Source organism: Pseudomonas peradeniyensis (assembly GCF_014268935.2).
In the GTDB taxonomy this organism is placed as follows: domain Bacteria; phylum Pseudomonadota; class Gammaproteobacteria; order Pseudomonadales; family Pseudomonadaceae; genus Aquipseudomonas; species Aquipseudomonas peradeniyensis.
On sequence record NZ_JABWRJ020000001.1, the window covers coordinates 594395 to 617015 of the forward strand.

At 61.6% G+C, this 22621-nt stretch carries 24 protein-coding genes; 12 read left to right on the top strand and 12 right to left on the bottom strand.

Annotated features, from left to right (window positions below):
• Positions 1-118 precede the first annotated feature (118 nt).
• Together HU751_RS02650 and HU751_RS02655 are read right to left on the bottom strand one after the other, a co-directional pair.
• Positions 119-1462, bottom strand: a complete 1344-nt coding sequence (locus tag HU751_RS02650) for a heavy metal sensor histidine kinase (protein WP_186733458.1) — start codon at positions 1460-1462, stop codon at positions 119-121.
• A complete protein-coding gene (locus HU751_RS02655; RefSeq protein ID WP_186733457.1) occupies positions 1462-2142 on the bottom strand; it encodes a heavy metal response regulator transcription factor in 681 nt (226 codons plus the stop codon). The genes HU751_RS02650 and HU751_RS02655 overlap by 1 nt, the downstream gene beginning before the upstream one ends.
• A 157-nt stretch (positions 2143-2299) precedes the next feature.
• Between HU751_RS02655 and HU751_RS02660 the strand changes: the two genes are divergently transcribed.
• Together HU751_RS02660 and queF are read left to right on the top strand one after the other, a co-directional pair.
• Entirely contained in the window at positions 2300-2815 is a 516-nt protein-coding gene (locus HU751_RS02660; protein ID WP_186733456.1) for a cupredoxin domain-containing protein, read from the top strand.
• 68 nt (positions 2816-2883) lie between these two features.
• Positions 2884-3714: an NADPH-dependent 7-cyano-7-deazaguanine reductase QueF gene (gene queF / locus HU751_RS02665; protein WP_186733455.1), complete on the top strand. Its 831-nt coding sequence runs from the start codon at positions 2884-2886 to the stop codon at positions 3712-3714.
• 33 nt (positions 3715-3747) lie between these two features.
• On the opposite strand, the gene HU751_RS02670 is transcribed toward queF, so the two are convergent.
• Positions 3748-4011 carry a DUF4404 family protein gene (locus HU751_RS02670; RefSeq protein WP_050704856.1) on the bottom strand — a complete coding sequence of 88 codons (264 nt, stop codon included), beginning with the start codon at positions 4009-4011 and terminating at the stop codon, positions 3748-3750.
• 123 nt (positions 4012-4134) lie between these two features.
• A complete protein-coding gene (gene pcrP / locus HU751_RS02675; protein WP_186733454.1) occupies positions 4135-4686 on the bottom strand; it encodes an HAD superfamily inactivated hydrolase PcrP in 552 nt (183 codons plus the stop codon).
• A 188-nt stretch (positions 4687-4874) separates the two neighbouring features.
• Here pcrP and HU751_RS02680 point away from each other — a divergent pair, with 188 nt between their 5' ends.
• Positions 4875-5582: an MlaA family lipoprotein gene (locus HU751_RS02680; RefSeq protein WP_186733453.1), complete on the top strand. Its 708-nt coding sequence runs from the start codon at positions 4875-4877 to the stop codon at positions 5580-5582.
• A gap of 144 nt (positions 5583-5726) precedes the next feature.
• On the opposite strand, the gene HU751_RS02685 is transcribed toward HU751_RS02680, so the two are convergent.
• Positions 5727-6026: a PilZ domain-containing protein gene (locus HU751_RS02685; protein WP_050704859.1), complete on the bottom strand. Its 300-nt coding sequence runs from the start codon at positions 6024-6026 to the stop codon at positions 5727-5729.
• Between the two features lie 269 nt (positions 6027-6295).
• Here HU751_RS02685 and rssB point away from each other — a divergent pair, with 269 nt between their 5' ends.
• Entirely contained in the window at positions 6296-7480 is a 1185-nt protein-coding gene (gene rssB / locus HU751_RS02690) for a two-component system response regulator RssB (RefSeq protein ID WP_028692716.1), read from the top strand.
• Complete coding sequence (gene rssC, locus HU751_RS02695) at positions 7477-7959, top strand: anti-sigma factor antagonist RssC (RefSeq protein WP_023631332.1); 483 nt, start codon at positions 7477-7479, stop codon at positions 7957-7959. Before rssB ends, rssC begins: the two co-directional genes overlap by 4 nt.
• Before the next feature lie 111 nt (positions 7960-8070).
• Here rssC and HU751_RS02700 read toward each other — a convergent pair whose 3' ends face one another.
• From HU751_RS02700 to HU751_RS02715, 4 genes are all read right to left on the bottom strand, one after another.
• Positions 8071-9924, bottom strand: a complete 1854-nt coding sequence (locus HU751_RS02700; protein ID WP_186733452.1) for an alkaline phosphatase D family protein — start codon at positions 9922-9924, stop codon at positions 8071-8073.
• A 197-nt stretch (positions 9925-10121) separates the two neighbouring features.
• On the bottom strand, positions 10122-11042 hold the full coding sequence (gene tal / locus HU751_RS02705; RefSeq protein ID WP_186733451.1) for a transaldolase: 921 nt from the start codon (positions 11040-11042) through the stop codon (positions 10122-10124).
• A gap of 214 nt (positions 11043-11256) precedes the next feature.
• The gene (dusA, locus tag HU751_RS02710) at positions 11257-12264 is read right to left on the bottom strand and encodes a tRNA dihydrouridine(20/20a) synthase DusA (protein ID WP_186733450.1); all 1008 of its coding nucleotides are present in this window, start codon (positions 12262-12264) and stop codon (positions 11257-11259) included.
• Positions 12265-12520: 256 nt separating this feature from the next.
• The gene (locus HU751_RS02715; protein WP_069016657.1) at positions 12521-12766 is read right to left on the bottom strand and encodes a hypothetical protein; all 246 of its coding nucleotides are present in this window, start codon (positions 12764-12766) and stop codon (positions 12521-12523) included.
• 949 nt (positions 12767-13715) lie between these two features.
• Between HU751_RS02715 and HU751_RS02720 the strand changes: the two genes are divergently transcribed.
• Together HU751_RS02720 and HU751_RS02725 are read left to right on the top strand one after the other, a co-directional pair.
• Positions 13716-14441: a hypothetical protein gene (locus tag HU751_RS02720; protein ID WP_186733449.1), complete on the top strand. Its 726-nt coding sequence runs from the start codon at positions 13716-13718 to the stop codon at positions 14439-14441.
• A 1194-nt stretch (positions 14442-15635) separates the two neighbouring features.
• A complete protein-coding gene (locus tag HU751_RS02725) occupies positions 15636-16367 on the top strand; it encodes a hypothetical protein (RefSeq protein ID WP_186713626.1) in 732 nt (243 codons plus the stop codon).
• Positions 16368-16540: 173 nt separating this feature from the next.
• Here the strand turns inward: HU751_RS02725 and HU751_RS02730 are convergent, their stop codons facing one another.
• On the bottom strand, positions 16541-16810 hold the full coding sequence (locus HU751_RS02730; protein WP_186733448.1) for a DUF3077 domain-containing protein: 270 nt from the start codon (positions 16808-16810) through the stop codon (positions 16541-16543).
• Positions 16811-16920: 110 nt separating this feature from the next.
• Positions 16921-17166 (bottom strand): hypothetical protein, encoded by a 246-nt coding sequence (locus HU751_RS02735; protein ID WP_069016657.1) that lies wholly within the window; start codon positions 17164-17166, stop codon positions 16921-16923.
• Positions 17167-17768: 602 nt separating this feature from the next.
• On the opposite strand from HU751_RS02735, the gene HU751_RS02740 reads away from it, so the two are divergent.
• Positions 17769-18764 carry a sel1 repeat family protein gene (locus HU751_RS02740; RefSeq protein WP_186733447.1) on the top strand — a complete coding sequence of 332 codons (996 nt, stop codon included), beginning with the start codon at positions 17769-17771 and terminating at the stop codon, positions 18762-18764.
• 65 nt (positions 18765-18829) lie between these two features.
• Entirely contained in the window at positions 18830-19237 is a 408-nt protein-coding gene (locus tag HU751_RS02745; protein ID WP_186733446.1) for a hypothetical protein, read from the top strand.
• A gap of 34 nt (positions 19238-19271) precedes the next feature.
• On the opposite strand, the gene HU751_RS02750 is transcribed toward HU751_RS02745, so the two are convergent.
• Positions 19272-19883, bottom strand: a complete 612-nt coding sequence (locus HU751_RS02750) for a hypothetical protein (protein WP_186733445.1) — start codon at positions 19881-19883, stop codon at positions 19272-19274.
• Between the two features lie 116 nt (positions 19884-19999).
• Between HU751_RS02750 and HU751_RS02755 the strand changes: the two genes are divergently transcribed.
• From HU751_RS02755 to HU751_RS02765, 3 genes are all read left to right on the top strand, one after another.
• A complete protein-coding gene (locus HU751_RS02755) occupies positions 20000-20791 on the top strand; it encodes an aminoglycoside phosphotransferase family protein (RefSeq protein WP_186733444.1) in 792 nt (263 codons plus the stop codon).
• Positions 20792-20911: 120 nt separating this feature from the next.
• Positions 20912-21487 carry a hypothetical protein gene (locus HU751_RS02760; protein ID WP_186733443.1) on the top strand — a complete coding sequence of 192 codons (576 nt, stop codon included), beginning with the start codon at positions 20912-20914 and terminating at the stop codon, positions 21485-21487.
• Positions 21488-21573: 86 nt separating this feature from the next.
• On the top strand, positions 21574-22614 hold the full coding sequence (locus tag HU751_RS02765) for an alpha/beta hydrolase family protein (RefSeq protein ID WP_186733442.1): 1041 nt from the start codon (positions 21574-21576) through the stop codon (positions 22612-22614).
• Positions 22615-22621 lie beyond the last annotated feature (7 nt).

Consider the following 22621-nt stretch of genomic DNA (forward strand, 5'->3'; position numbering starts at 1 on the left):
CCTTTCGCCGCGGTTCGTCGCCACGGCAAGCCGGCTCCCACCTCGACCGTTTAGATCTCAAGCCTTGCGCTATCCCTGTGGGAGCCGGCTTGCCGGCGATGGGCTGCGCAGCAGCCCCTTATGCAGGCAACTCGATCACGAACCGCGTCCACCCATCTTCACACTCCGCTCGAATCTTCCCGCCGTGGGCCTGCACGATCGAGCGGGTGATGGCCAGCCCGAGCCCTGCATGCTCACTGCTGCCTTCCTGGCGCGCCGGGTCTGCCCGATAGAAACGGTCGAACAGCCGCTCCAGCAGTTGCGGGGCGATCGCCGGGCCACTGTTGGCCACCTCGATGCGCAACCCCGGCGCAAGGCTCACACGGATCTCGCCGCCCGCCGGGGTGAAGCGCAGGGCGTTGTCCAGCAGGTTCGACAAGGCCCGGCGCAGCATGTGCCGGTCGCCTTCGACATGCGCCTGGCCCTCACGAGACAGCCTGACTTCAGCCTCCTCGGCCAGCGGCGCGTAATACTCCAGCAGCGCATCGACCTCGGTCGCCAGGTCCAGCGCCTGACTATTGGGCATCAGCAGGCCGTGGTCGGCCTTGGCCAGGTAGAGCATGTCGTTGACCAGCTGGGCCATCCACTGCAGTTCCTCGAGATTGCCATGCAGGGCCTCGCGGTACTCCTCGAGGCTGCGCGGGCGGGTGAGGGTGACCTGGGTGTGGGTCAGCAGGTTGGACAGCGGCGTGCGCAACTCGTGGGCAATGTCGGCGGAGAATGCCGACAGGCGCTGGAAGGCGTCGTCCAGGCGCTGCAGCATGGCATTGACCGTGCCGGCCAGCTCGGCCAGCTCCTCGGGCATCTCGGCGGCCGGCAGGCGGGTGGTCAGCGAGCGGGCGTTGACGCTGGCGGCGACCTTGCCCATCCGCCGCAGCGGCTTCAGGCCACGGCGCACGGCCCAGGCACCCAGCAGCGCGGTGACCAGGGCGCTGAGGCCGACCGTGAGCCAGATCAGGCGCTGCATGCCTTGCAGGAAGTGCTGGTGATGGGTGATGTCGAGGAACAGAGTCAGTTGAGGCGAGGCGGGTCGGGTTTCGTCCAACGGCAGGCTCAGCCCGCGGTAGTCGATGCCCTGGGTATGCAGGGTGGCCAGGCCGGGTTGGTCCGGGGCGTTCGGCAGGTCGCTGCGGCTGGCGAACCAGGTGGTGCCGTCGATCGCGCGCACGCGCAAGGCCAGGTCGGACTGGTGGCTCAGCTCGTTGAGCAGCCCTGGTAGGCGCGTGGCCAGTTGCTCGGGGCTGGTGACGCCGTCGAGCAGGCTGCGCATCAGCGACAGGCGGCCGCTGAGCAGTTGCTGGTCGAGTTCGACGAAGTGCTGCTCGCTGGCGCGGCTGAACAGCAGGCCGGCGCCCAGCGAGACACTGGCGGTGCAGGCGGCGAACAGCAGCGCCAGGCGGCTGCCGAGGGACAGGCGGCGCATCAGTCCTGGCGCTCCTCGAGCACGTAGCCCATGCCGCGCACGGTATGGATCAGCTTGGTGGCGTGGGTGTCGTCGATCTTCAGGCGCAGGCGGCGGATGGCCACCTCGATGACGTTGGTGTCGCTGTCGAAGTTCATGTCCCACACCTGCGAGGCGATTAGTGACTTGGGCAGCACCTCGCCCTGGCGGCGCAGCAGCAGTTCGAGCAGGGCGAATTCCTTGGCGGTCAGGTCGACGCGCTGGCCGGCCCGCTCGGCGCGGCGGCGAATCAGGTCAAGGCGCAGGTCGGCCAGGCTCAGGCAGGTGTCCTGGCTGGCGCTGGCGCCGCGGCGCAGCAGGCTGCGTACCCGGGCCAGCAGCTCGGAGAAGGCGAACGGCTTGACCAGATAGTCGTCGGCGCCCAGCTCCAGGCCGTGGACGCGGTCCTCGACGGCATCGCGGGCGGTGAGGAACAGCACCGGCGTGTCCAGCCCGGCCTGGCGCACGGCCTGGAGGATCTGCCAGCCGTTGCGCCCCGGCAGCATCACATCGAGGATCAGCAGGTCGTGGTCACCGGTCAGGGCCAGGTGCTGGCCGGTGTCGCCATCGTTGGCCAGCTCAGTGGCGAAACCGGCTTCGCTCAGCCCCTGGCTCAGGTACTGGCCGGTCTTGGCCTGGTCTTCGACGATCAGCAGTTTCATGTATTTACCAACGGTTAGGGCCAACGTGATGCCGAAATGATACGTGACGATCCGACGGCCTGCCCAAGCTGACAAAGTTGTAATCTTCCCGTCAGCCAGCTGCCAGCCAGCCTTTTCGAGAATGGCCTCATTCTCCCAGAACGACCCGGAGTCACCCATGAAACACCTGTTCATCGCCGCCGCCCTCGCACTGGTCAGCCTGCCGAGCTTCGCCGACAGCGGCAAACCCTTCGCCTTCGGCGAGCCGGCCGAGGCGGCCAAGGCCACCCGCACCGTCGAGGTGGTGCTCAAGGACATCGCCTTCGAACCCAAGGACATCAAGGTCAAGGCCGGCGAGACCGTGCGCTTCGTGCTGGTCAACCAAGGCAAGCTGCCCCACGAGTTCAACCTGGGCGACAAGGCCATGCACGCCGAGCACCAGAAGGAAATGATCGCCATGCAGGGCAAGATGTTCACCGCCGGCATGAACCACGAAGGCATGGACCATGGCCAGATGGATCACGGCCAGATGGGCGCTGGCCACGGCCATGGTGGCGGCAACACCGTGCTGGTGCAGCCCGGCCAGCGCGCCGAGCTGACCTGGACCTTCCGCAAGTCGGCGCCCATCGAGTTCGCCTGCAACGTGCCAGGCCACTATCAGGCAGGCATGGTCGGCCCGCTGACCATCGAGTGACAACGGCTCCAAGGCGGGGTGCAAAACCGGTAGACTAGGGGCAATTTCGAACCTTCAGGTCAGTTTCCATGCATCCCGCCGCCGAACACTCCCCGCTGGGCAAGTCCAGCGAATACATCGCCACCTACACCCCCGCGCTGCTGTTCCCGATTCCCCGCCTGGCCAAATGGGCCGAGCTGGGCGTGAGCGGCGACGCGCTGCCGTGGCAGGGCGTGGACTTCTGGAACTGCTTCGAGCTGTCCTGGCTGCTGCCCTCGGGCAAGCCGGTGGTGGCCATCGGGGAGTTCGCCATCCCGTGCGATTCGCCGAACATCATCGAGTCCAAGTCCTTCAAGCTGTACCTCAACTCGCTGAACCAGACGGTGTTCGAGTCGGTGGAGGCGTTGCAGGCGTGCCTGGTGCAGGACCTGTCCGCCGCAGCCGGCAAGCCTGTCGGGGTCAAGGTCAGCACCCTGGCCGAGGTCGAGGGGCAGGGCGTGACCGCGCTGCCGGGCCAGTGCATCGACGCGCTGGATGTGAACATCAGCAACTACGAGCAGCCGCAACCGGAGCTGCTGCGTTGCTCGTCGGAGCGCGTGGTGGAAGAGACGGTGCACAGCCACCTGCTCAAATCCAACTGCCCGGTCACCGGCCAGCCGGACTGGGGTAGCGTGGTGGTGGAGTACAAGGGCCAGGCGCTGGATCATGCCAGCCTGCTGACCTACCTGATCAGCTTCCGCCAGCATGCCGACTTCCACGAACAATGCGTGGAGCGGATCTACCTGGACCTGAAGAACCTGCTCAAGCCTGAGCACCTGACGGTGTATGCGCGGTATGTGCGTCGTGGCGGGCTGGATATCAACCCGTACCGCAGCACTGGGGCGATCAGTCCGCAGAATCTGCGATTGGTGCGTCAGTAATGTAATGGGGCCGCGTTTGCGGCCCCATTCGGTTCAGATCCCCATGCTGTGCAGGTGATTGGCGATATTGCGCAGGATGGCGGTGAGGTCCGGGTGATCGGCTTCGAAGCGTTCGACGGCGGTATTGACCCCGTCGACCAGGTTGTTGTCCTTGGTCGCTTCTTCGAGTTTGATCTGGGCTTCGATCTGCTGCATCAGTTCATGCAGGTGGTCGCGCTCTTCCAGCGAGAGCGGTGGATTGCGGTCCAGTTGCTCGCGCAGGCTATCGAGTTGCTCTTGCAGTTCGCGGGCAGGCATTGTTCGTTCTCCATCAATGACTTGGCGAGCCATGGACCTCGGTGACACGGTAAAGGTTCTGGCCTGCCTTCTAGCGTAATCCACCTGCCGCAGCTTTGCATGACCCGTATCAACGGGGATGTATCAGGGTTTCTCGCCCTTGTGCCGGCGCTGGGCGATGTCCGCCAGGCACGTGTCGAGGGATTCCAGGTGATCGATCACCGAGTGCACGCCCAGGCCGAACAGCGCCAGGGTCGCCTTGCCACGGGTGCGCTCCTGTTCCTGCCGGGTCATGGCCTGCCATTGGCTGGAGCCCAGGTCGCAGGCCGCCAGGCCCACCGTCCACAGGCCGGCGTTGAGCCCGGCCTGCAGCAGCCGCGGCTCGCCGCTGACCAGCACGCAGCCTTCCAGGCGTTGGCTGTCGAGGCTCATCAGCGCCTGCCAGCAGGCGTTGGGCGCCGGCCATTTGCAGCCATTGACCAGATGGCCCGGCAGCCAGTCGGGCAGCACGCTGCTCAGGCGCTTGCCCTGGGCGGCGCTGAGTTCGTCGAGCCAGATGCACGGCACAGCCTGCGAGTGCAGGCGGTGAAGGGAATCGAGGGCGCCGGGGGCGGGCAGGGTGCCGCTGTCGGTTGCCTGGACCAGGCAGCCGCGCAGTCCGAACAGCACGGCGGTGAAGGCGGGTGCGTCTTGCATGGCAACGTCCCTAAATACCCCGCAAGCTACCCGGCGATTGTGACCAAGGGATGACGACTACAGTTGTTCACGAAATCTTGACAGAGATATGTAAAACTACCGTTCAGCCAGCAAGCCAGTATACTTGCGCCCTATCGAGCAGCGCGCCAAAGGCCGTTGCCGCCGTGAAATCCGATGGAGAAACATCTATGCGTAGGATCGGTGCCGGAGTGATCGAGCGAGTCACCCAGGCCTGTGTCTGCGCCAGCTTGCTGCTGGCGCCCGTGGCAGCCACCCAGGCGGCCACCGAGGAGGATCCGTGGGAGTCGGTCAACCGACCGATCTTCAGGTTCAACGATGTCCTCGACACCTATGCCCTCAAGCCGCTGGCCCAGGGTTACCAGTACGTCACCCCGCAGTTCCTCGAAGATGGCATCCACAATGTCTTCCGCAACCTGGGCGACGTCACCAACCTGGCCAACAACGTGCTGCAGCTCAAGCCTCGAGCGGCGGGCGTCGACACGGCGCGGCTGATCGTCAACACCACCTTCGGCCTGGGCGGCTTCTTCGATGTCGGCACCAAGATGGGCCTGCAGCGCAACGACGAGGACTTCGGCCAGACCCTCGGCTACTGGGGCGTGCCCAGCGGGCCGTACGTGGTCATTCCGTTCCTTGGCCCGAGCACCGTGCGTGACGGCCTGGCCAAGTACCCGGACACCTACACCGAACCCTACCGCTACATCGACCATGTGCCGACCCGCAACTCGCTCATGGCAGTGGACGTGATCGACACCCGCGCCAGCCTGCTGTCGGCGGAGAAGCTGATCCAGGGCGACAAGTACATCTTCCTGCGCAACGCCTACCTGCAGAACCGCGAGTTCAAGGTCAAGGACGGTCAGGTCGAAGACGACTTCTGATCACATCGGTCAGCTAATGGGGCTGCTTTGCAGCCCATCGCCGGCAAGCCGGCTCCCACGGAGGATCGCACAACCTGTGGGAGCCGGCTTGCCGGCGATGGGCCGCAGGGCGGCCCCATTTGTTTTGGATAAATGTGTAACGGCTTAATGCATGGCCAGGATGCGCAGGCCGAATTTCTGCGCGCCGCCGGGCTGGTCGGCGATCCACACCACCTCGGTGCTGGCATGCAGGCCGGCAAGGGCGGCATGGTCGGAGTCGATGCGCACCTCGAGCTGGTCGCCTACCTTGAACCGCTGCGGTGCCTGAACCTGCATGCCGCTGCTGGAGAGGTCGATGCACACGGCGCTGATCACCTGGCCGGCGTGCAGCAGGCTGACCTCGGTTTCAATGCGCATGCGTATGAAATCGCGTTTTTCGCTGTAATCCACGGGAGGCTGGGACATGCTTGCATCCTTTCGTCAGGTTGCGCCGATGTGCTTTCTTATAACGCCGGGTGATTTGCCCTGTAAAGTGCGCGGAAGTCTTCCTTGCCATGCTTGAAACGCCAGGCGGATGGGAGTACCGTCAGCGCCTTACAGGGCACCTCGCTATTTGCCGGACCAGTCTTCTTGTCCTACAACTCAAATAGAGAGTGGCTAGAGAGCATTCCAGTAGCCGTCTGTCGGTCCTTCACAGCCGCTACGCCAACCCAAATCTGGCGCCGTTCGCCCACATGCAGAAACCCAGTGCAACGCTGCTGATCATCGATGACGACGAGGTGGTCCGTGCCAGTCTCGCCGCCTATCTGGAAGACAGCGGCTTCAGCGTCCTCCAGGCCGGCAACGGCCAGCAGGGCCTCCAGGTCTTCGAAGCACACCAGCCCGACCTCGTGATCTGCGATCTGCGCATGCCGCAGATGGGCGGCCTCGAACTGATCCGCCGGATCAGCGAGCGCGCGCCGCAGTTGCCGGTGATCGTGGTGTCCGGTGCCGGCGTCATGAGCGACGCGGTCGAAGCCCTGCGCCTGGGCGCGGCGGACTACCTGATCAAGCCCCTGGAAGACCTGGCCGTGCTCGAGCACTCGGTGCGCCGCGCGCTCGACCGCTCGCGGCTGGTGCTGGAAAACCAGCGCTACCGGGAGAAGCTCGAAGCCGCCAACCGCGAGCTGGAGGCCAGCCTGCACCTGCTGCAGGAGGACCAGACCGCCGGTCGCCAGGTGCAGATGAACATGCTCCCGGAAAACCCCTGGGTGGCCGGCGAGTTCGCCTTCGAGCACCAGATCATCCCGTCGCTGTACCTGTCGGGCGATTTCGCCGACTACTTCCGCGTGGATGACCGGCGCATCGCCTTCTACCTGGCGGACGTCTCCGGCCACGGTGCCTCGTCGGCGTTCGTCACGGTGCTGCTCAAGTTCATGACCACGCGCCTGCTGTTCGAATTCAAGCGTGGCGGCAAGATGCGCGAGTTCAAGCCTTCGCAGGTGCTCAGCCACATCAACCGCGGGCTGATCAACTGCAAGCTGGGCAAGCATGTGACCATGGTCGGTGGCGTCATCGACGAGGACACCGGCCTGCTCACCTACAGCGTCGGCGGCCACTTGCCGCTGCCGGTGCTGTACACCCCGGGCCAGGCCCGCTACCTGGAAGGCCGTGGCCTGCCGGTGGGGTTGTTCGACGAGGCCAGCTACCAGGACCAGGTGCTGGAGCTGCCACCGCAGTTCAGCCTCACCCTGATGTCCGATGGCATTCTGGACCTTTTGCCCGGGGACACACTCAAAGATAAGGAAGCGGCCTTGCCGGAAATCGTCAAGGCGGCGGGTGGTAGCCTGGAGGGGCTGCGCCAACGATTCGAATTGGCTACGCTTGGGGAGATGCCGGATGATATCGCCCTATTGGTGTTGAGCAGGAACCTTGAATGAGTACTGGTAGAATCCAGTTCGCCGAGCAGAGCGGGACCTTCGTTCTGAAATTTGTCGGTGAAGTGCGCCTGACCCTGTGTTCGGCGCTGGATGCGACGATCGAGAAGATCTTCACCGCGCTGAACTTCTCGGCCATCGTCATCGACCTGACCGAAACCGAGAGCATCGACAGCACCACCCTCGGCCTGCTGGCCAAGCTGTCGATCCTGTCCCGGCAGAAAGTCGGCCTGCTGCCGACCGTGGTCACCACCAACCCGGACATTTCCCGCCTGCTGCAGTCCATGGGCTTCGACCAGGTGTTCAACATCGTCGACCGCCCGGTGCCGTGCCCGGAATGCCTGACCGACCTGCCGTCCCAGGACCAGGACGAGAGCGTGGTGCGTTCCAAGGTGCTGGAGGCGCACAAGATCCTCATGGGCTTGAATGACTCCAACCGTGAAGCGTTCCACGACCTGGTGAGCGCGCTCGAGCGGTCCTGATCCTGCGCTGAACCTGCCGACGCCATCGCGGGGCAAGTCGCATCGGCGCACCGCCGCTCCCACAGGAAACAATGGTGTTCATTGTGGGAGCGGGCTTGCCCCGCGATGAGGTCAGTCCTGGATGAACGCCGTAGCCGGCGAACCATCCGCATTCAACTGATACACCCGCTCCGGCCGCCCCTGGCCATCGAAGAACACCTGCCCCAACCCCGCACTATTCCACAGCCGCTCCCCGGCCTTGCTGCGGCTGGGCGTGCGCGGCACCACCTGCATTTCCCGGCGTTTGGTAAACCAGTTGAGCGGCGAGCGTGGCGAATACAGCCAGCGGTTGAGCCGGTCGAGCACATCCAGCAGGCGCCGGGGAAACTCGTTCTTGATCCCGCTGCTGGTCACCTGCCACAGGTGCGGGCTGCGTTGGCGGTGGCGAATCAGCACCTCATAGACGAACGAGTAGTGCACGTCGCCCGACAGCACCACGTAGTGCCCCGGCGTGCGTGAATGGCGGAAGATGTTGAGGATCACCTGCGCCGCGCCGCGATGGGCCATCCAGTTCTCCGCATCCACCAGCAGCGGGTAGCCCAGAGCGCTGAACACCCGCTGCACGGTCTCGATCAGCTTGACCCCGAAGATCGGCGCCGGCGACACGATGATCGCCGAAGGATGGTCGAGCAGCGCCTGCTGCAGTTCGCTCAGCGCCTCCCAGTCGAGCAGGCCGGAGGGCTTGCCCAGGCTGCTTTCGCTGCGCCAGCGGCGGGTGCGGGTGTCCAGCACCAGCAGTGGTGGGTTGCTGGGCAGCGCGTACTGCCAGCCCTGGAAGCGCAGCAGCTCGCCGATCAGCTCGTCCCGTGCCTCGTTCAGTTGCCGGCATTGCCCGACCAGCGCCGCGCAACCGTCCGGGTCGTTGCCCCAGCCCTGGCACAGCAGGTAGCCGAGCAGGGCGTTGCCGATGATGCGCCGCGAGAACGGGTGGCCGTAGGCGGTCTGTTCCCATTGCGCCGACAGGTTCCAGTCGTCGGTGATGTCGTGGTCGTCGAAGATCATCAGGCAGGGCAGGTGGGCCATCACCCGCGCCACCTGGCCGAGGCCGTCGCGGAAGGCCTCGATCAGCGGCAGTTCGCGTCGATAACGGGCCTGGCGCTGGTCGGTCAGGCCCTCTGGCATGTCCATCCGCACCAGGGCCCACGGCAGCGGCGACCAGACCAGCAGGTACATGGCCATGACCTCGGCGAAGGTCACCAGGTGATTGTCGGCGTTGCTGGACGAGAAGATCGGCTTGCGCTTGCCGCCGAAGAAGCGTTCGCGCAGGGTCTCGTTGCCTTCCTGGGCCGGCAGCAGGTCGGCGCGGTGGTAGTAGCAGGCCGGGTGGCGATAGAGCGCGGCGCCGCTGTCGACCAGGGCGCCGTCGAGGGCTTCGTCGAACAGGCCCAGGCGCTCGATCAGCGCGTGGATGGCACGCAGCATGGGGCCGGCGACATCGTCGGCATAGACCTGGTCGCCGCTCATCAGCAGCACAGCGGGGCGTTCTTCAGGGCGCGGATCGGCGGCAAGCAGGCGGTCGGCGCAGAGCAGACCGTCGGCGGCCGGGTGATGGGGCTTGCGGCAGGAGCCGTGGAGCAGCTGGTCGAGGCGCTCGCGCAGCACGAAGCTGGGGCGGTTGGCGCCGGGGTAGAGCAGGTGCGGGGCCCAGTCGGCGATGCCCTGGCCGTTGGCCAGGCGCAGGTCGTACTCGAGCGCCATGTTGCTGGGCAGCGGGTGGTCGAAGTGGATGTCCAGCAGATGGATGAAGGCGTGCTCACCGACCGCGATCATCTCGCAGTGTGTGGTGGCGCTGATGCCGGCCTGGTCGAAGAAGAACTCGGGGTGCAGCGGTTGCGAGCCGACCAGCCAGATGGCCAGGCGTTGCGGTTCCAGACGGCGGAGGATGGGGCCGGCGAGGACGAGGGGGAGCGAAGCGGTGGCGGGCATGGATGGCTCAGGTTCGTGTGATGCTGATGGCCCTATCGCGGGGCAAGCCCGCTCCCACAGGGAATGGGGAATGCGGTGTTTTCATTGTGGGAGCGGGCTTGCCCCGCGATGGCGTCATCGGCCACCCCAACGAAAACGGGCGGGAAATGCTCTGCATTAACCGCCCGTCGATCAAGCCGAAGATGTATCAGGCTTTGTCAGCCAGCCATCAGCGCTTCCAGCTTTTCCTGGTCGCGGGCGAACTGGCGGATGCCTTCGGCCAGCTTCTCGGTGGCCATGGCGTCTTCGTTCATCGCCCAGCGGAACTGGCTTTCGTTCAACTGTTGCTTGGCTTCGCCGGCATTGCCCGGCTTGAGCAGGCGTGGCAGTTCGCCCTGGTCGTCCGACAGCTGCTGCAGCAGTTCGGGGCTGATGGTCAGGCGGTCGCAGCCGGCCAGTTGCTCGATCTGGCCGATGTTGCGGAAGCTCGCGCCCATGACCACGGTGTTGTAGCCGTTGGTCTTGTAGTAGTCGTAGATGCGGGTGACCGACCGCACGCCCGGATCCTCGGCGCCGACGTATTCCTTGCCGGTGCTTTTCTTGTACCAGTCGTAGATGCGCCCCACGAACGGCGAGATTAGGAACACCCCGGCATCGGCGCAGGCCTGGGCCTGGGCGAAGGAGAACAGCAGGGTGAGGTTGGTCTGGATGCCTTCCTTCTCCAGCTTCTCGGCGGCGCGGATGCCTTCCCAGGTGGAGGCCAGCTTGATCAGCACGCGGTCTTTCGACACACCGGCCGCTTCGTACAGCTCGATCAGCTGGCGGGCCTTTTTCAGCAGCGCCGGCTCGTCGAACGACAGTCGCGCGTCCACCTCGGTGGAGATGCGCCCCGGAATGACCTTGAGAATGCCCGAGCCCACCGACACGGCGAACTTGTCGCAGGCCAGGTCGACATTGCCCTTGGCATCGGCCTTGACCTGGTTGAGCAGGTCGGCGTAACCCGGGATGGCCGCGGCCTTGAGCAGCAGCGAAGGGTTGGTGGTGGCGTCGACCGGCTTGAGGCGGGTGATGGCGTCGAGGTCGCCGGTGTCGGCGACGACGGTGGTGAACTGCTTGAGTTGTTCCAGCTTGGAGGTCATGGGCGTGCTCTGTCCTGTGCAATGACTCGACATTACCCGAGCCCCGACAGCCACTCAAGGCCCGTCGCAGGCGTATCGGGAAACCCTTCGAAGCAGCCCGCTCCCCTGTGTAGGAGCGGGCTTGCCCCGCGAAGGGCTGCAAAGCAGCCCCGGCCAACGCCAGGGCCGCGGTAAAAGGCTAACCCTTCGAGTGCCAACCCCGCCCCAGGTTCCCTCAACGCCCCTGCAACAGCTCGGCAGCCTGGTCCAGCACCTTCAGCGGCTCGCTGGTCTTGTGAATGTCCGCCGACAGCAACTGCCGGAAGCGCCGCGCCCCCGGGAAGCCCTGGCCCAGCCCGAGGATATGCCGGGTGATGTGATGCATCGCGCCGCCGCTTTGCATGTGCGCGACGATATACGGACGCAGCTTTTCCATCGCCTCGGCCCGGCTGACCACCGGCGCTGTGCTGCCGAACAGCTGCTGGTCGACCTCGGCCAGCAGGTACGGGTTGTGGTACGCCTCGCGTCCCAGCATCACGCCGTCGAAGGTCTGCAGGTGGGTGCGGCACTCGTCGAGGGTCTTGATACCACCGTTGAGCACCAGCTCCAGGTCCGGGAAGTCGGCCTTCAGCTGCGCCGCCACGTCGTAGCGCAGCGGCGGGATCTCACGGTTCTCCTTGGGCGACAGGCCTTCGAGGATGGCGATGCGCGCATGCACGGTGAAGCTGCGGCACCCGGCGTCGCGCACCTGGCCGACGAAGTCGCACAGCTCGGCGTAGCTGTCGCGGCCGTTGATGCCGATGCGGTGCTTGACCGTGACCGGAATGCCGACCGCATCCTGCATGGCCTTGACGCAATCGGCCACCAGCGCCGGATGGCCCATCAGGCAGGCGCCGATCATGTTGTTCTGCACCCGGTCGCTGGGGCAGCCGACGTTGAGGTTGACCTCGTCGTAGCCAGCGTCCTCGGCCAGGCGCGCGCAGGCGGCCAGGTCCGCCGGCACGCTGCCGCCCAGCTGCAGGGCCAGCGGGTGCTCGGATTGGTCATGGCGCAGGAAGCGCTGGGCGTCGTTGTGCAGCAGGGCGCCGGTGGTGACCATTTCGGTGTAGAGCAGGGCGTGCTGGGAGAGCAGGCGCAGGAAGAAGCGGCAGTGGCGGTCGGTCCAGTCCATCATCGGCGCCACGGAAAAGCGGCGGGATGGCTCGGGGCGCAGGGTTGCGGGTGTGGCGGCTTGAGAATGCATAAGTCTGGGACACGAACTCAGCGAAGCCAGGCGGCGGGGTGCGCTGGCTGGCGATTGAAAGAGTGAATGGCTGCCAGTTTACCAAGCATGGCGGGATTCGTCCGGTTTGATCGGCGATCAGGCGCTGTCCGGTTCGAAGGTGAACAGCGTTGCAAGCATCATCGGCGTGAGAGCGGGCTCCTACGTCGGCACGCAATGGCGTGGGAGCGGGCTTGCCCCGCGATGACGTCAGTTCAGGCGCCACATGCCTTGTGATCTAGTGCAACGGACGCGGCTGCGCGTTCGGCATCTGCACCTGGATCAATGCCGACTCCAGTAGCACGCGCAGTGCCTCCATCTCATGCATGGAGGCCAGCATCAGAATCGCGGCGGGTGACTTGGGCTGCAGCAGGACAGCCTGATGCGCCACGCTTTGCGCGCACAGGGCGTACTCGGTGGCCTGGATGAGGGTGTCTTCGAGGGAGTGGTGGTTGTGGGGTGGATCGGGGACGATCTTTAACATGGTGATTTACCGTTGGCGGTGCCACCACCAGCCTGCTGTCAAACAGAAGGGTGGCAGCTGTACGTGGGTTGACAGACCGGCGGAAAATCACGCAAAAGTTCCGGCGCACGCAAGCGTGCCCACACGTACAGCCACCATTGAGCGGAGACTGCCTGCGTGATTCTACCGTTACAGCCTGTCAAAGCTGTGTCGCTGATGTGCAACGACAGGCCGAGACTAGAGCGCCCACAGAGCAGCCGCAACGGAAAACAGGCGGCAGCAGTATGTTTGGGAAATGGACTACAAGGAAGGGGTAAAATCTGATTGTTGGCGGTTTCAATCTGCTATTTTCAGGCCGGCTTGCTCTGCAGGTGGGCTTGATCATGGTGCAAGCAGCTGTGTAGCCAGGTCAGTTGGGGCGGAAATGGCTATCCGCGTTGGTTTGGAAATACACAGCAGAAAAATAAGACTTTGCCGCTCTTGTTGAGTCCCGGTTCTGGCTCGCCTTGCGCGGTGCACCTTCGACGAGCTTGGGTTCTTGGCCAGCTCGGGCAGCTGCAGGCAACAAGGCGTATTTTGGAAGGAAGATTGTCAGCAGGTGTGGAAGCAAGTTCACAGAAAGGAGATGAACGATGCTCAACAAGTTCAGGCTCGCCTGAACGACCGGCTTGCTACTGCAGATCTGCGGCTGTCAGGTTGCCACCGGATCCGTTGCCGCCCAGAGTTGTAACGGTGGGGTGCGACCGTCCTCCAGCCCCGAAGGCATGGTGGCTGGAGCTCTACACGGCCAACTTGACCCAGTGCATGCTCAAGGAATTATCGCCATCACAGACGAAGGCGATCGAGTAAAGCTCGCGCTGAGGGCATGTCAATATTTTGCTAGAATTATCAGTCATTAAAGTGATGGATTTGGCGCGCAATTGAATTTTCTGGACCTCAGAGTTCATTGTTTTTTGTTAAGGATAGCGATATGGTTAATAAGTTTGAAGATTTTAAGTCTGCATCTCCAGGCGGTATTCGTGAGTACTATCGTGGTAGGTTGTTGAGTCAGCTTGATATTTCAGAATTGGCCTATGTGCACTTAGAATGTTCAGGCGTGCGTATTCATGTGAAAAATGGAGTATTGAGTAGCAGTCTGTATGATCTTTGTCAGGCGGTATCGGCTAGCTTTAATAATGTTAGGACTAAACAGTACGTTCCTCTTTTAGGTTGTTTCTCGATACTGGATCAGATCGGGTGCGCATATGCCTTGCGTGAATCAGACTGTCGATTCGAAAACGGTATAAAGCGTGCCTTATATGATTTTGGTGAGATTAAAGATGCCGAGAGGCTCAAGCAGCTTGTGACTCTCAGGCATGGCTTATTTCATAATGGTAGTTTAGTTAATAAGAGTAGGCATGGCGATACCAATGTTTTCTTTCGTATGACCACCGAAGGGGACGAGTTGCTCGTTCCTCCGCTTAAGGAGTGGGATGGGTCTTATAGTGATGATCTTACGGAATATGTAACAAAAATTAATCTCAGTCATTTGTATTCGCGGGTGCAGCATGTCGTCGAAAGCTGCAAATCTAAGTTGCTCGAGGGCAAGATAGATTTCATGGTGCAGTCCGAGCGTGAGCTGTTTTACAAGTACTTGTTCAAGACGCCTCTTCCTACTCCCCAAAAAATGGAGACGGCATTTGGAAATTTGCTTTGAATTGTTAGGTATTTGATTTTTATTGTTTTTGTGAGCGGGGCTTGAGTCCAGTGATCTTGTCCCAGTACGAAGTCAGTATGGTGGGGATCCCAATTCATCTGTCCAGTATAGGGCAGATCTGATCCTCACTCTGATTACGCACATTCCCTAGGTTCTGTATGAAAACCTTTGAAACCTAGCAGAAACCTATGGAAGCCTGCTTTTCCGTAGAGTTCTCGCTTTTTAGGGGCTGTACGAAATGTGTCTGCGTGAAGGCCAGACAAGGCGAAACGGGGGGGAAGCGCAGTGTATTGGAGTACATGAGCATTCCGAGCCCCGTTTCAATGCAGTATGGGCGAGTGCAGATATATTTCGTACAGAGCCTAGACCGAGAAGACCTTACGACGGAGATCGAGGCTAGCAACGCTGGTGGGACGAAATTGGTATGGAATTAGATCGAATTGACTGCAAGGCACGGAATTCGGAGTATTCAAGAAGACTAATCCCAATCCATCATCGGCGCTACCGAGACGCGGTGGGATGGCTCGGGGCACAGGGTTGCGGGTGTGGCGGCTTGAGAATGCATAAGTCAGGGATACGAGCTCAGCGAAGCCAGGCGACGGGGGCGCTGACTGGCGATGGAAAGAGTGAATGGCTGCCAGTTTCTCAAGCATGGCGGGATTCGTCCGGTTTGATCGGCGAGCAGGTGCTGGCCGGTTCGAAGGTGAACAGCGTTGCAAGCATCGCCCTCCTGGGAGCGGGCTGGCCCCGCGAATGCGCCAGACCAGACACCCCATGGCGGAAGCATTGGCCCATCGTGCCGATCGGATTGCCCCAAGCGCGCGATTGGCGTTCTCGGGATTTCGTACAGCGCCAAACGACACCTTTGGCGGAACGATAGTTTGAATAAAACGATCAACCGCTATCGCATACATTTCTATCGTGAAAGCCAACAGGACTAACATTTTCAGCGGGCGCTGAAAAGTAAGGAATATCAGCCTGTTGTAGAAAGTACTATTCCAGTGCTTACTTTAGTATGAGTGTTACTTAAGTTTTAATTGAAAGATGAGTAGCTTTTAGCCACTACTCACTAATTCCCAATGATTCTAAGCACTCCGTAGCATATTTTTTTGTGATGGCTAAGCTCGTAGTCGCGCAACGGATGTTAGGGACGTACGCGCGTCTATCATGCTGCATCTACTAAAGGACTATCCCATGGAAAGCTTCGCTATCGCAGCCTCACAAATAAACTGGAACGGTGGCCAACGGATCACTTTGACTCCGGGTGATACGGCTACCTGCACAACGTTGCGCCCTGGCCAGATTTACGGGATTTTCATCTATAACTCTGCAGGTAGTGATAATAATGCCACTGTCAATGTGGTATGGAGCAATAGTCAAGCCCCTGCACGCATTACTGTTCCAGGTACCACTGCCAATGCCGGCTTGGCCTCGATGGGCTTTGTTTCGGGTACCGACACCCAGACCATTTCGGTTTCGCTGCCCAGCAACAGTGGCATCGCACAGGTCGAGCTGTGGCTGGGCAGTACCAGCATGCCGACCAATACAAGCGGGCTGAACAATAGCCAGCTGCAGGCGAATGGTGAGCAGTATCCGTTCAATAAATATAACCGCTATTATGCAGTGCCTCCGTCAAAGTGGATGAATCTGACCATCGTTAGCAAAATTACTCAGTTTATCTCGTGCCAGTTCCGGGAAGCGGCTGCGACTGTGTTTGTTGTTAATGAAACCTCCAATGGCCTGCTGGCTGGCCAAGTCACCAATATTGGGCCTACGGCTTCGGAGCAAGGAGCCGTCACCATCGTTGCGACTCAGATTCAAAGTATCAGCAATAACTTGCAAGGCGACGGCACGCAGTGGGTCTGGATGGACGCTGATAGTCAGCAAGACTCTACGAGCGCCAGTATTTCTCTGCAATCACTTTAAAAGGGCGGTCAGGTAAAATAAAAGAGTCGCGCGCCGCGCGGCTCTTTTATTTTGGGGCGGTAACTTCCCTGGCGTATCATCAACGCTTGATTGCATCCGTTCGCTGTTGCCAATTCGCTGCTTTGCTCCACAGGGCTTACCTGTTGCAAGGTAAGCCCAAGTCTTCTCCCGCTTCAGTGGCTCATGCCCAGTTCCGCATCATCCATCAGCGCCTTGGCCAGTGCGCTGAGGTAGTACGCCGCCCAGAGCATCTGCGGTTTCTCCTCCATGATCCCGGTGATGGTCAGGTCGCGTACGCAGCCCATCAGTTCCGAGGCCTGGTCGCGTGCATGCTGGCAAGGGATACCGGGTTCGATACAGAACAGCGGGTCGGTCTGGCCTTCGCCCTGGTAGAACTTGGTCTTGCCCACGGTGGTGTGGGGCGTGGTGGTGTCTGTGGTCATGATTGAATCTCCCTGAAGTTTTCGCTGCCTGGTCTGACGCTATCGCGGGGCAAGCCCGCTCCCACGGTGGGACGCGATGGCGTCAGCCCAGGCGCCACAGGCCTTGTGGTCTAGTGCAACGGACGCGGCTGCGCGTTCGGCATCTGCACCTGGATCAGCGCCGACTCCAGCAGCACGCGCAGCGCCTCCATCTCATGCATGGAGGCCAGCATCAGAATCGCGGCGGGTGACTTGGGCTGCAGCAACACGGCCTGATGCGCCACGCTCTGTGCACACAGGGCGTACTCGGTGGCCTGGATGAGGGTGTCTTCGAGGGAGTGGTGATTGTGGGGTGGGTCGGGGACGATCTTCAACATCACGATTTTTCTCAATGATGCGGTCACCTGCCTGCTGTCAAACAGAAGGGTGGCAGCTGTACGTGGGTTGACAGACCGGCGAAAATCGTAAAATTCCGGCGCACGCAAGCGTGCCCGCACATACAGCCGCCATAAACGGCAAGCCATACACGATTATTCGTCACAGCCTGTCAAAGCTGTGTCGTTGATATTCAACGACAGCCCGAGACTAGAGCTCTGCCCAAGAGGTCGCAACGGAAAAAACGCGGCAGAAGTATGTTTGGGAAATGGACTACAAGGAAGGGGTGAAATCTGATTGTTGGCGGTTTCTATCGCCTATTTTCAGGCCGATTCGCTCCGTAGGGGAGTGGTCTTGGAGCAAACATTTCGGCCTCCAGGCCAGCTGGATGTGTTCAGGCGGTCGTTGCTGAAAATCAGCAACAGGGAATGACCGTGCAGCAAATCGTCGGAAAATGCGCAGCAGTTCATCACGAAAGCCTGGTCCCTAGCATGATGTCAATTGGCCGCCTTTCCATGGCCCACCCTCTCCGATCCTGCTAGCATGCGCCCCTTTTTCCGCGCGGACGGACCGCCCGCATCACACGTATGGACACTGGCAGTACATGACCCGATCTCTTGCACTCATGGCCCTGATGGCCACCCTCGTTGGCTGTCAAAGCCTGGAAAATATCGGTCAGAGTACTGCCGAATACATCAAGTCGCGCCGCGAGCCCCCGCCTTCCACACCCATGGAGCAGTACCTTTACGATCTGCGCCACCCGTATGTGCCGTTGGGAACCTTCTACCGCAGCCCGGAGGACAAGCAGGGCGGGGCCTGCCATTCCACCGTCTATAACCGCACCGTGCTGCCGGCTGAGCTGCAAATGGTGACCGCCGCCAGCGAACAGGGAAATGCCGTCTGCCAGCATGTGCTAGGCACGTTTTACGAAATCGGCCACGGTGTGCCCAAGGACCTGGTCCGGGCCCGTGCGCTTTACCTGAAGGCCGCACCGAGTGACCCGTACGCTTATGTCGAGTTGGGACGTATGGCCCGTGACGGTGTCGACGCGCCGGCGGACTTCGTCAAGGCACGCGAGTACTACCGGCTGGCAGGTCCAGCCGGCGTTGTAGGCCTGGGCGGATTGATGGAGCAGGGCAAGGGCGGGCCTCAGGATGTGCAAGGCGCCCTGAACCTTTACATGGCGACGACCCAGAAACACCTTGACCCCGCATGGATGGCCATGCGGCCGCTGCTGGCCAGCGGTCAGCCGCTGGATGCGGAGCAGGTGGAGAAATACAACCGGCTCTGGACCAAGGGGTTGTGGGCGCTTCAGAACAAGTGGTTGAACCGCATGACGAATTTCAATAGCGTTGATCGTTCCGTGCAACTGACCGTCAAGGTGCTGTACCGCTTCCCGGCAGGACGGACGCGCCCAGATGCTTATCTGACGCAAAGCAGTGGCAACCCGCAGGCGGATGCCGTCGTGGTGAAGGCGCTGGACAAGTTGCCGATGGATGATCCCTATCTGATGCCTTTTGGCCAACCAACGCCCGATATTGTCGCGCCCGTCGTCCTGATGCCTGTCGCCGACAAGCCGACCGTGCGTGCGGGACTGTAGCGCAGAGCTCGGTGATCGCTGGTCAGTGTTCCTGTGGATACACCTCAACCTCAAAGGCCAGCGAGATGCCTGATTTTGTCGACCTGATTTGCCAGTGGTATGGCGCAGATGAACTTGAGTCTGTCGACGCGATAGCGCGTTTGATTACGGCGTTGGAGTTCGTTGCCATGACCGCAACACAGCAGGAGCAAGCGCTGCCGGGTTGCCTGGCCTGCGAGGTGTGGAACGCCAGGATGCGTCATGTACAGGACGCGCTTCAGGTCGTCGGTAATGCCTTGCCTGATTCGATTGCGGCGCCATTGAACCGCGTATGGGCGCTCTATGCGTCGATGGGCGACGGCGACCTGCCTTGCCATGATCGGTCGATCTTTCAGCGTGGCTATTGGCAACCGATGCGCGAGGCCGCCACGCAGGTTTTGAGTGCCATGGGGGCTGGGGCGGTCAAGACGTTACTGGCAGACTTCTCCCGTTGAGGCAGTTGCAGGGCAGGTTATATCGAACAAAACATCATTCAGCAGCTTCGCCATGGTGAAGTGGCTTCCTGCGCAGCGCATTGAATACCGCCTCGATGTACCAGGTTTCCGGCCCTATCTCGATGGCGTCCAGTGGCTCGGCATGTAGCTCGATCTGTGTCGTGATACCTTCGATGGCGAGCAGTTGCCGGGCATCTTCAAGTTGCCGGCGGATACCCTTGAACCACAGTCGGCCTGCCCCCTTCAGAAGGAACAGGGTGTCGGGATAGGAGTAGGCAAGCTTCTGTCGCAGGTTGATCACCGCCGTTCTGCTTTCACGAGTAAACGAAGGCGCCAGCACATAGGTTTTGCCCGCTGCGGCATGGAGGTCATCCTTGTCCTGCAGGTATTCCTCGATAGTGAAGCAGCTGGCGACCGTTTCGAGCGCGCCGCTTCTCACATCGACCAGGTGGGCGTTGACGCCGACGTAGCAGTACTCGGTCTTGCCATGCACCACGCAGTCCTCGCTGTTGCAACGAACTACCCAGTAGTCACCCTTCGTGGTGAGTTCACAGGACTGAATGACGAACCGTTCCGGGCGGCCATCTCGGATGATGTCTTTATGAAGGTCGAGGACGATGGCGCTGGCTTGGTGTGCGGATAGCATCTGCTGGTCCTCGGGTAATCGTCGCGTCAGGATAGTCATTTCCGAATGAACGGCATCGATGGATGTTCACCGGCTCATAGAGCCCTGTTCACAAGTGAATCGCGAGTAATGAAAGCATGTTTGACCACTACCTGAAACGATGGGGGCTGACCCTCGACGGGGACGCGTTCGTTTCGTTGAACGGCCATCTTCTCCCGGTTCGCCAGGGCGATACACCCGCCATGCTGAAAATCGCGCAATCACCCGAAGAGCAGGCCGGCAACCAGCTCATGGCCTGGTGGTGCGGTGATGGTGCGGCCCCGGTGCTGGCTCACGATGGCGAGGCGTTGTTGATGACGCGGGCGCAAGGCTCGGCCTCCCTGGCGCAGATGGTTGCCGATGGCCGGGATGATGAAGCCACGCGCATCCTCTGCGCGGTGGTGGCCCGCCTACACGCCCCACGCGCTGAGCCAGTGCCAACGCTGGTTCCGCTGGCGCAATGGTTCGAAGCGTTGTGGGATGCGGCGGCGACTCACGGCGGGGTGTTGGAACACAGTGCCAGGGCGGCGAGGGCGCTTTTGGCCGAGCCGCAGGAGGTGGTGGTGCTGCACGGCGATATCCATCACGGCAACGTGCTGGATTTCGGGTCGGCTGGATGGCTCGCCATCGATCCCAAAGGGTTGTACGGCGAGCGCGGCTTCGATTACGCCAATATCCTCTGCAACCCGGACGATGCAGGTCCGCTGGCACCGGGGGCCTTTGCACGTCGGATAGCGATCATCTCGGCTGTTGCCGCTATTGATCGCCGCAGGCTTTTGCAATGGGTGCTGGCATGGGCAGGGTTGTCAGCGACCTGGATGATCGAGGACGGTATCGAGCCGGACAGTAGGCTTGAGATGGCCAAGCTGGCAGCTTCGGCTCTCGACTGAGGCGTCCAGATTTCTGATTGAGCCGGTGCCTCACAAAATAAACGAGTTGCTATGCTGCTGGCGGTCCGGGCATACGCATTCGCCAGCGCCGGATGGTATTGCCAATACAAGGAGGTTCACATGCAAGTCACATTACCCCTGAGTGTCAGCGACTGGAAATACAAGACGGCCAGCGGTGGTGGTCTGACGGTGATGTTCGCCGCCGCCAGCGGCGGTCTGCTCACCCTGACCGATCCCGACAAGGCCGAACAACAGTTTCGCTACGGCTCGCTCGGGATCGGGGTGGGCGTCGGCGCGCGCCTGCCGCGGGTCGGCAAGATCAACTTGCTGGTACGTGGCAAGAGCGTCGGCGCGGTGGGCGCGAATGAAGATTTCCCGGCGATCGGCACGGTGCTGGTGGCTGACTCGATCGCTGGCCGTGGCCTGGTCCGCGACGATTTCAAAGGTGGATGCGTGTTCCTCGAAGGCGGGCTGGGCCTGGTCGGTGGTGGCAGCGGGTCGGGCGTGCTGTTCGGTCTGGACCCCAAATTGTTGATCATGAGCACCGCCGCAGTGGGGGCGGGTGGTGCGCTTCTGCCACAGGACACCCTGCCGCGTCTTCTGCGCTCGGCAAAGGGTGTGATCTTCTCCGCCGGATTCAACATCGGGGTGCAGGCTGGTGGCGGCTTGACGTTGACCATGGGCGGGCTGTTCTGATTGAGGGCAACGTGAGGGGGCGATACGTTCCCCACGCACCCGATCGCGCCCTGCTGGCGCTGATCCCATCAAGGAAGATAAAAACAATGAAAACAGTGCTCGGCTTCTTGCTCTCCATCTGTTTCAGCCTACCGGCGTTTGCCGGCGAAACACCCATCGGTTTCCGGACCTCACCCCTGGTAGACAAGCAGAATGACCGTCCGCTGGAACTGGCGGTCTGGTACCCGGCTACAACCACCGCCACGCCGCAATTGATCGGTGATACACCGGTGTTCGTCGGCGATCCTGTCGTTCGCGATGCGCTTCCGGCCAAAGGCGCGCACCCCTTGGTGGTGTTGTCCCACGGCTACCGCGGTAACTGGGGAAACCAGTCATGGCTGGCCAGCGCGCTGGTTCGGCAGGGTTACATCGTGGCGGCGGTCAACCATCCCGGCACCACCACCCGCAATCGCGACCCTGAAGCTGCGGCACAGTTGTGGCAGCGTCCCGTCGACCTGCAACGGGCCATCGATGCGGTGATGGCTCAGCCGGCAAAGTTCGGAACGGTGGCGGTGGGTAAGATCGCGGTGGCAGGCCATTCGCTGGGCGGCTGGACGGCCCTGGAAATCGCCGGTGCCCGGTTCGATGCCGAGCGCTTTGTCCAGGACTGCATCGCCCATCCGCAGCTGGCCAGTTGCAACGTATACAAACAGATCAACCCCGACCGCAGCCCGGCATCGAAAGCCCGATTGGACGACGATCTGCGTGACAAGCGTGTCACGGCCATCGTGACCCTGGATCTGGGCCTGTCACGGGGCATGACCAATGCCAGTCTGGCGGCATTGCCGGTACCGACGTTGGTAATCGCGGCGGGCGCGCCCTCCGAAGACCTTCCGGCACAGCTGGAGTCCGCCGACCTGGCCAAGCGTTTGCCTCAGGCGACGAGTCGTTATGTCGAGATCGAGGACGCGAGCCATTTCAGCTTCTTGTCCATGTGCAAACCCGGCGCATTGGCGTTGCTCGAAGAGGACGCGCCCGGTGATGGCGTCATTTGCCGGGATGGCGATAACGCTCGGCCACGGGCGCTGATCCAGCAGCAGATTGCTTCGCAGATCACCGAGTTTCTGGCGCAGTCATTTCATAACTGACGACGAT

Bases quoted from the DNA above. Each gene is read 5' to 3' on its own strand.
- HU751_RS02650 (WP_186733458.1), bottom strand. From the start codon at position 1,462: ATGCGCCGCCTGTCCCTCGGCAGCCGCCTGGCGCTGCTGTTCGCCGCC.
- HU751_RS02655 (WP_186733457.1), bottom strand. From the start codon at position 2,142: ATGAAACTGCTGATCGTCGAAGACCAGGCCAAGACCGGCCAGTACCTG.
- HU751_RS02660 (WP_186733456.1), top strand. From the start codon at position 2,300: ATGAAACACCTGTTCATCGCCGCCGCCCTCGCACTGGTCAGCCTGCCG.
- queF (WP_186733455.1), top strand. From the start codon at position 2,884: ATGCATCCCGCCGCCGAACACTCCCCGCTGGGCAAGTCCAGCGAATAC.
- HU751_RS02670 (WP_050704856.1), bottom strand. From the start codon at position 4,011: ATGCCTGCCCGCGAACTGCAAGAGCAACTCGATAGCCTGCGCGAGCAA.
- pcrP (WP_186733454.1), bottom strand. From the start codon at position 4,686: ATGCAAGACGCACCCGCCTTCACCGCCGTGCTGTTCGGACTGCGCGGC.
- HU751_RS02680 (WP_186733453.1), top strand. From the start codon at position 4,875: ATGCGTAGGATCGGTGCCGGAGTGATCGAGCGAGTCACCCAGGCCTGT.
- HU751_RS02685 (WP_050704859.1), bottom strand. From the start codon at position 6,026: ATGTCCCAGCCTCCCGTGGATTACAGCGAAAAACGCGATTTCATACGC.
- rssB (WP_028692716.1), top strand. From the start codon at position 6,296: ATGCAGAAACCCAGTGCAACGCTGCTGATCATCGATGACGACGAGGTG.
- rssC (WP_023631332.1), top strand. From the start codon at position 7,477: ATGAGTACTGGTAGAATCCAGTTCGCCGAGCAGAGCGGGACCTTCGTT.
- HU751_RS02700 (WP_186733452.1), bottom strand. From the start codon at position 9,924: ATGCCCGCCACCGCTTCGCTCCCCCTCGTCCTCGCCGGCCCCATCCTC.
- tal (WP_186733451.1), bottom strand. From the start codon at position 11,042: ATGACCTCCAAGCTGGAACAACTCAAGCAGTTCACCACCGTCGTCGCC.
- dusA (WP_186733450.1), bottom strand. From the start codon at position 12,264: ATGCATTCTCAAGCCGCCACACCCGCAACCCTGCGCCCCGAGCCATCC.
- HU751_RS02715 (WP_069016657.1), bottom strand. From the start codon at position 12,766: ATGTTAAAGATCGTCCCCGATCCACCCCACAACCACCACTCCCTCGAA.
- HU751_RS02720 (WP_186733449.1), top strand. From the start codon at position 13,716: ATGGTTAATAAGTTTGAAGATTTTAAGTCTGCATCTCCAGGCGGTATT.
- HU751_RS02725 (WP_186713626.1), top strand. From the start codon at position 15,636: ATGGAAAGCTTCGCTATCGCAGCCTCACAAATAAACTGGAACGGTGGC.
- HU751_RS02730 (WP_186733448.1), bottom strand. From the start codon at position 16,810: ATGACCACAGACACCACCACGCCCCACACCACCGTGGGCAAGACCAAG.
- HU751_RS02735 (WP_069016657.1), bottom strand. From the start codon at position 17,166: ATGTTGAAGATCGTCCCCGACCCACCCCACAATCACCACTCCCTCGAA.
- HU751_RS02740 (WP_186733447.1), top strand. From the start codon at position 17,769: ATGACCCGATCTCTTGCACTCATGGCCCTGATGGCCACCCTCGTTGGC.
- HU751_RS02745 (WP_186733446.1), top strand. From the start codon at position 18,830: ATGCCTGATTTTGTCGACCTGATTTGCCAGTGGTATGGCGCAGATGAA.
- HU751_RS02750 (WP_186733445.1), bottom strand. From the start codon at position 19,883: ATGCTATCCGCACACCAAGCCAGCGCCATCGTCCTCGACCTTCATAAA.
- HU751_RS02755 (WP_186733444.1), top strand. From the start codon at position 20,000: ATGTTTGACCACTACCTGAAACGATGGGGGCTGACCCTCGACGGGGAC.
- HU751_RS02760 (WP_186733443.1), top strand. From the start codon at position 20,912: ATGCAAGTCACATTACCCCTGAGTGTCAGCGACTGGAAATACAAGACG.
- HU751_RS02765 (WP_186733442.1), top strand. From the start codon at position 21,574: ATGAAAACAGTGCTCGGCTTCTTGCTCTCCATCTGTTTCAGCCTACCG.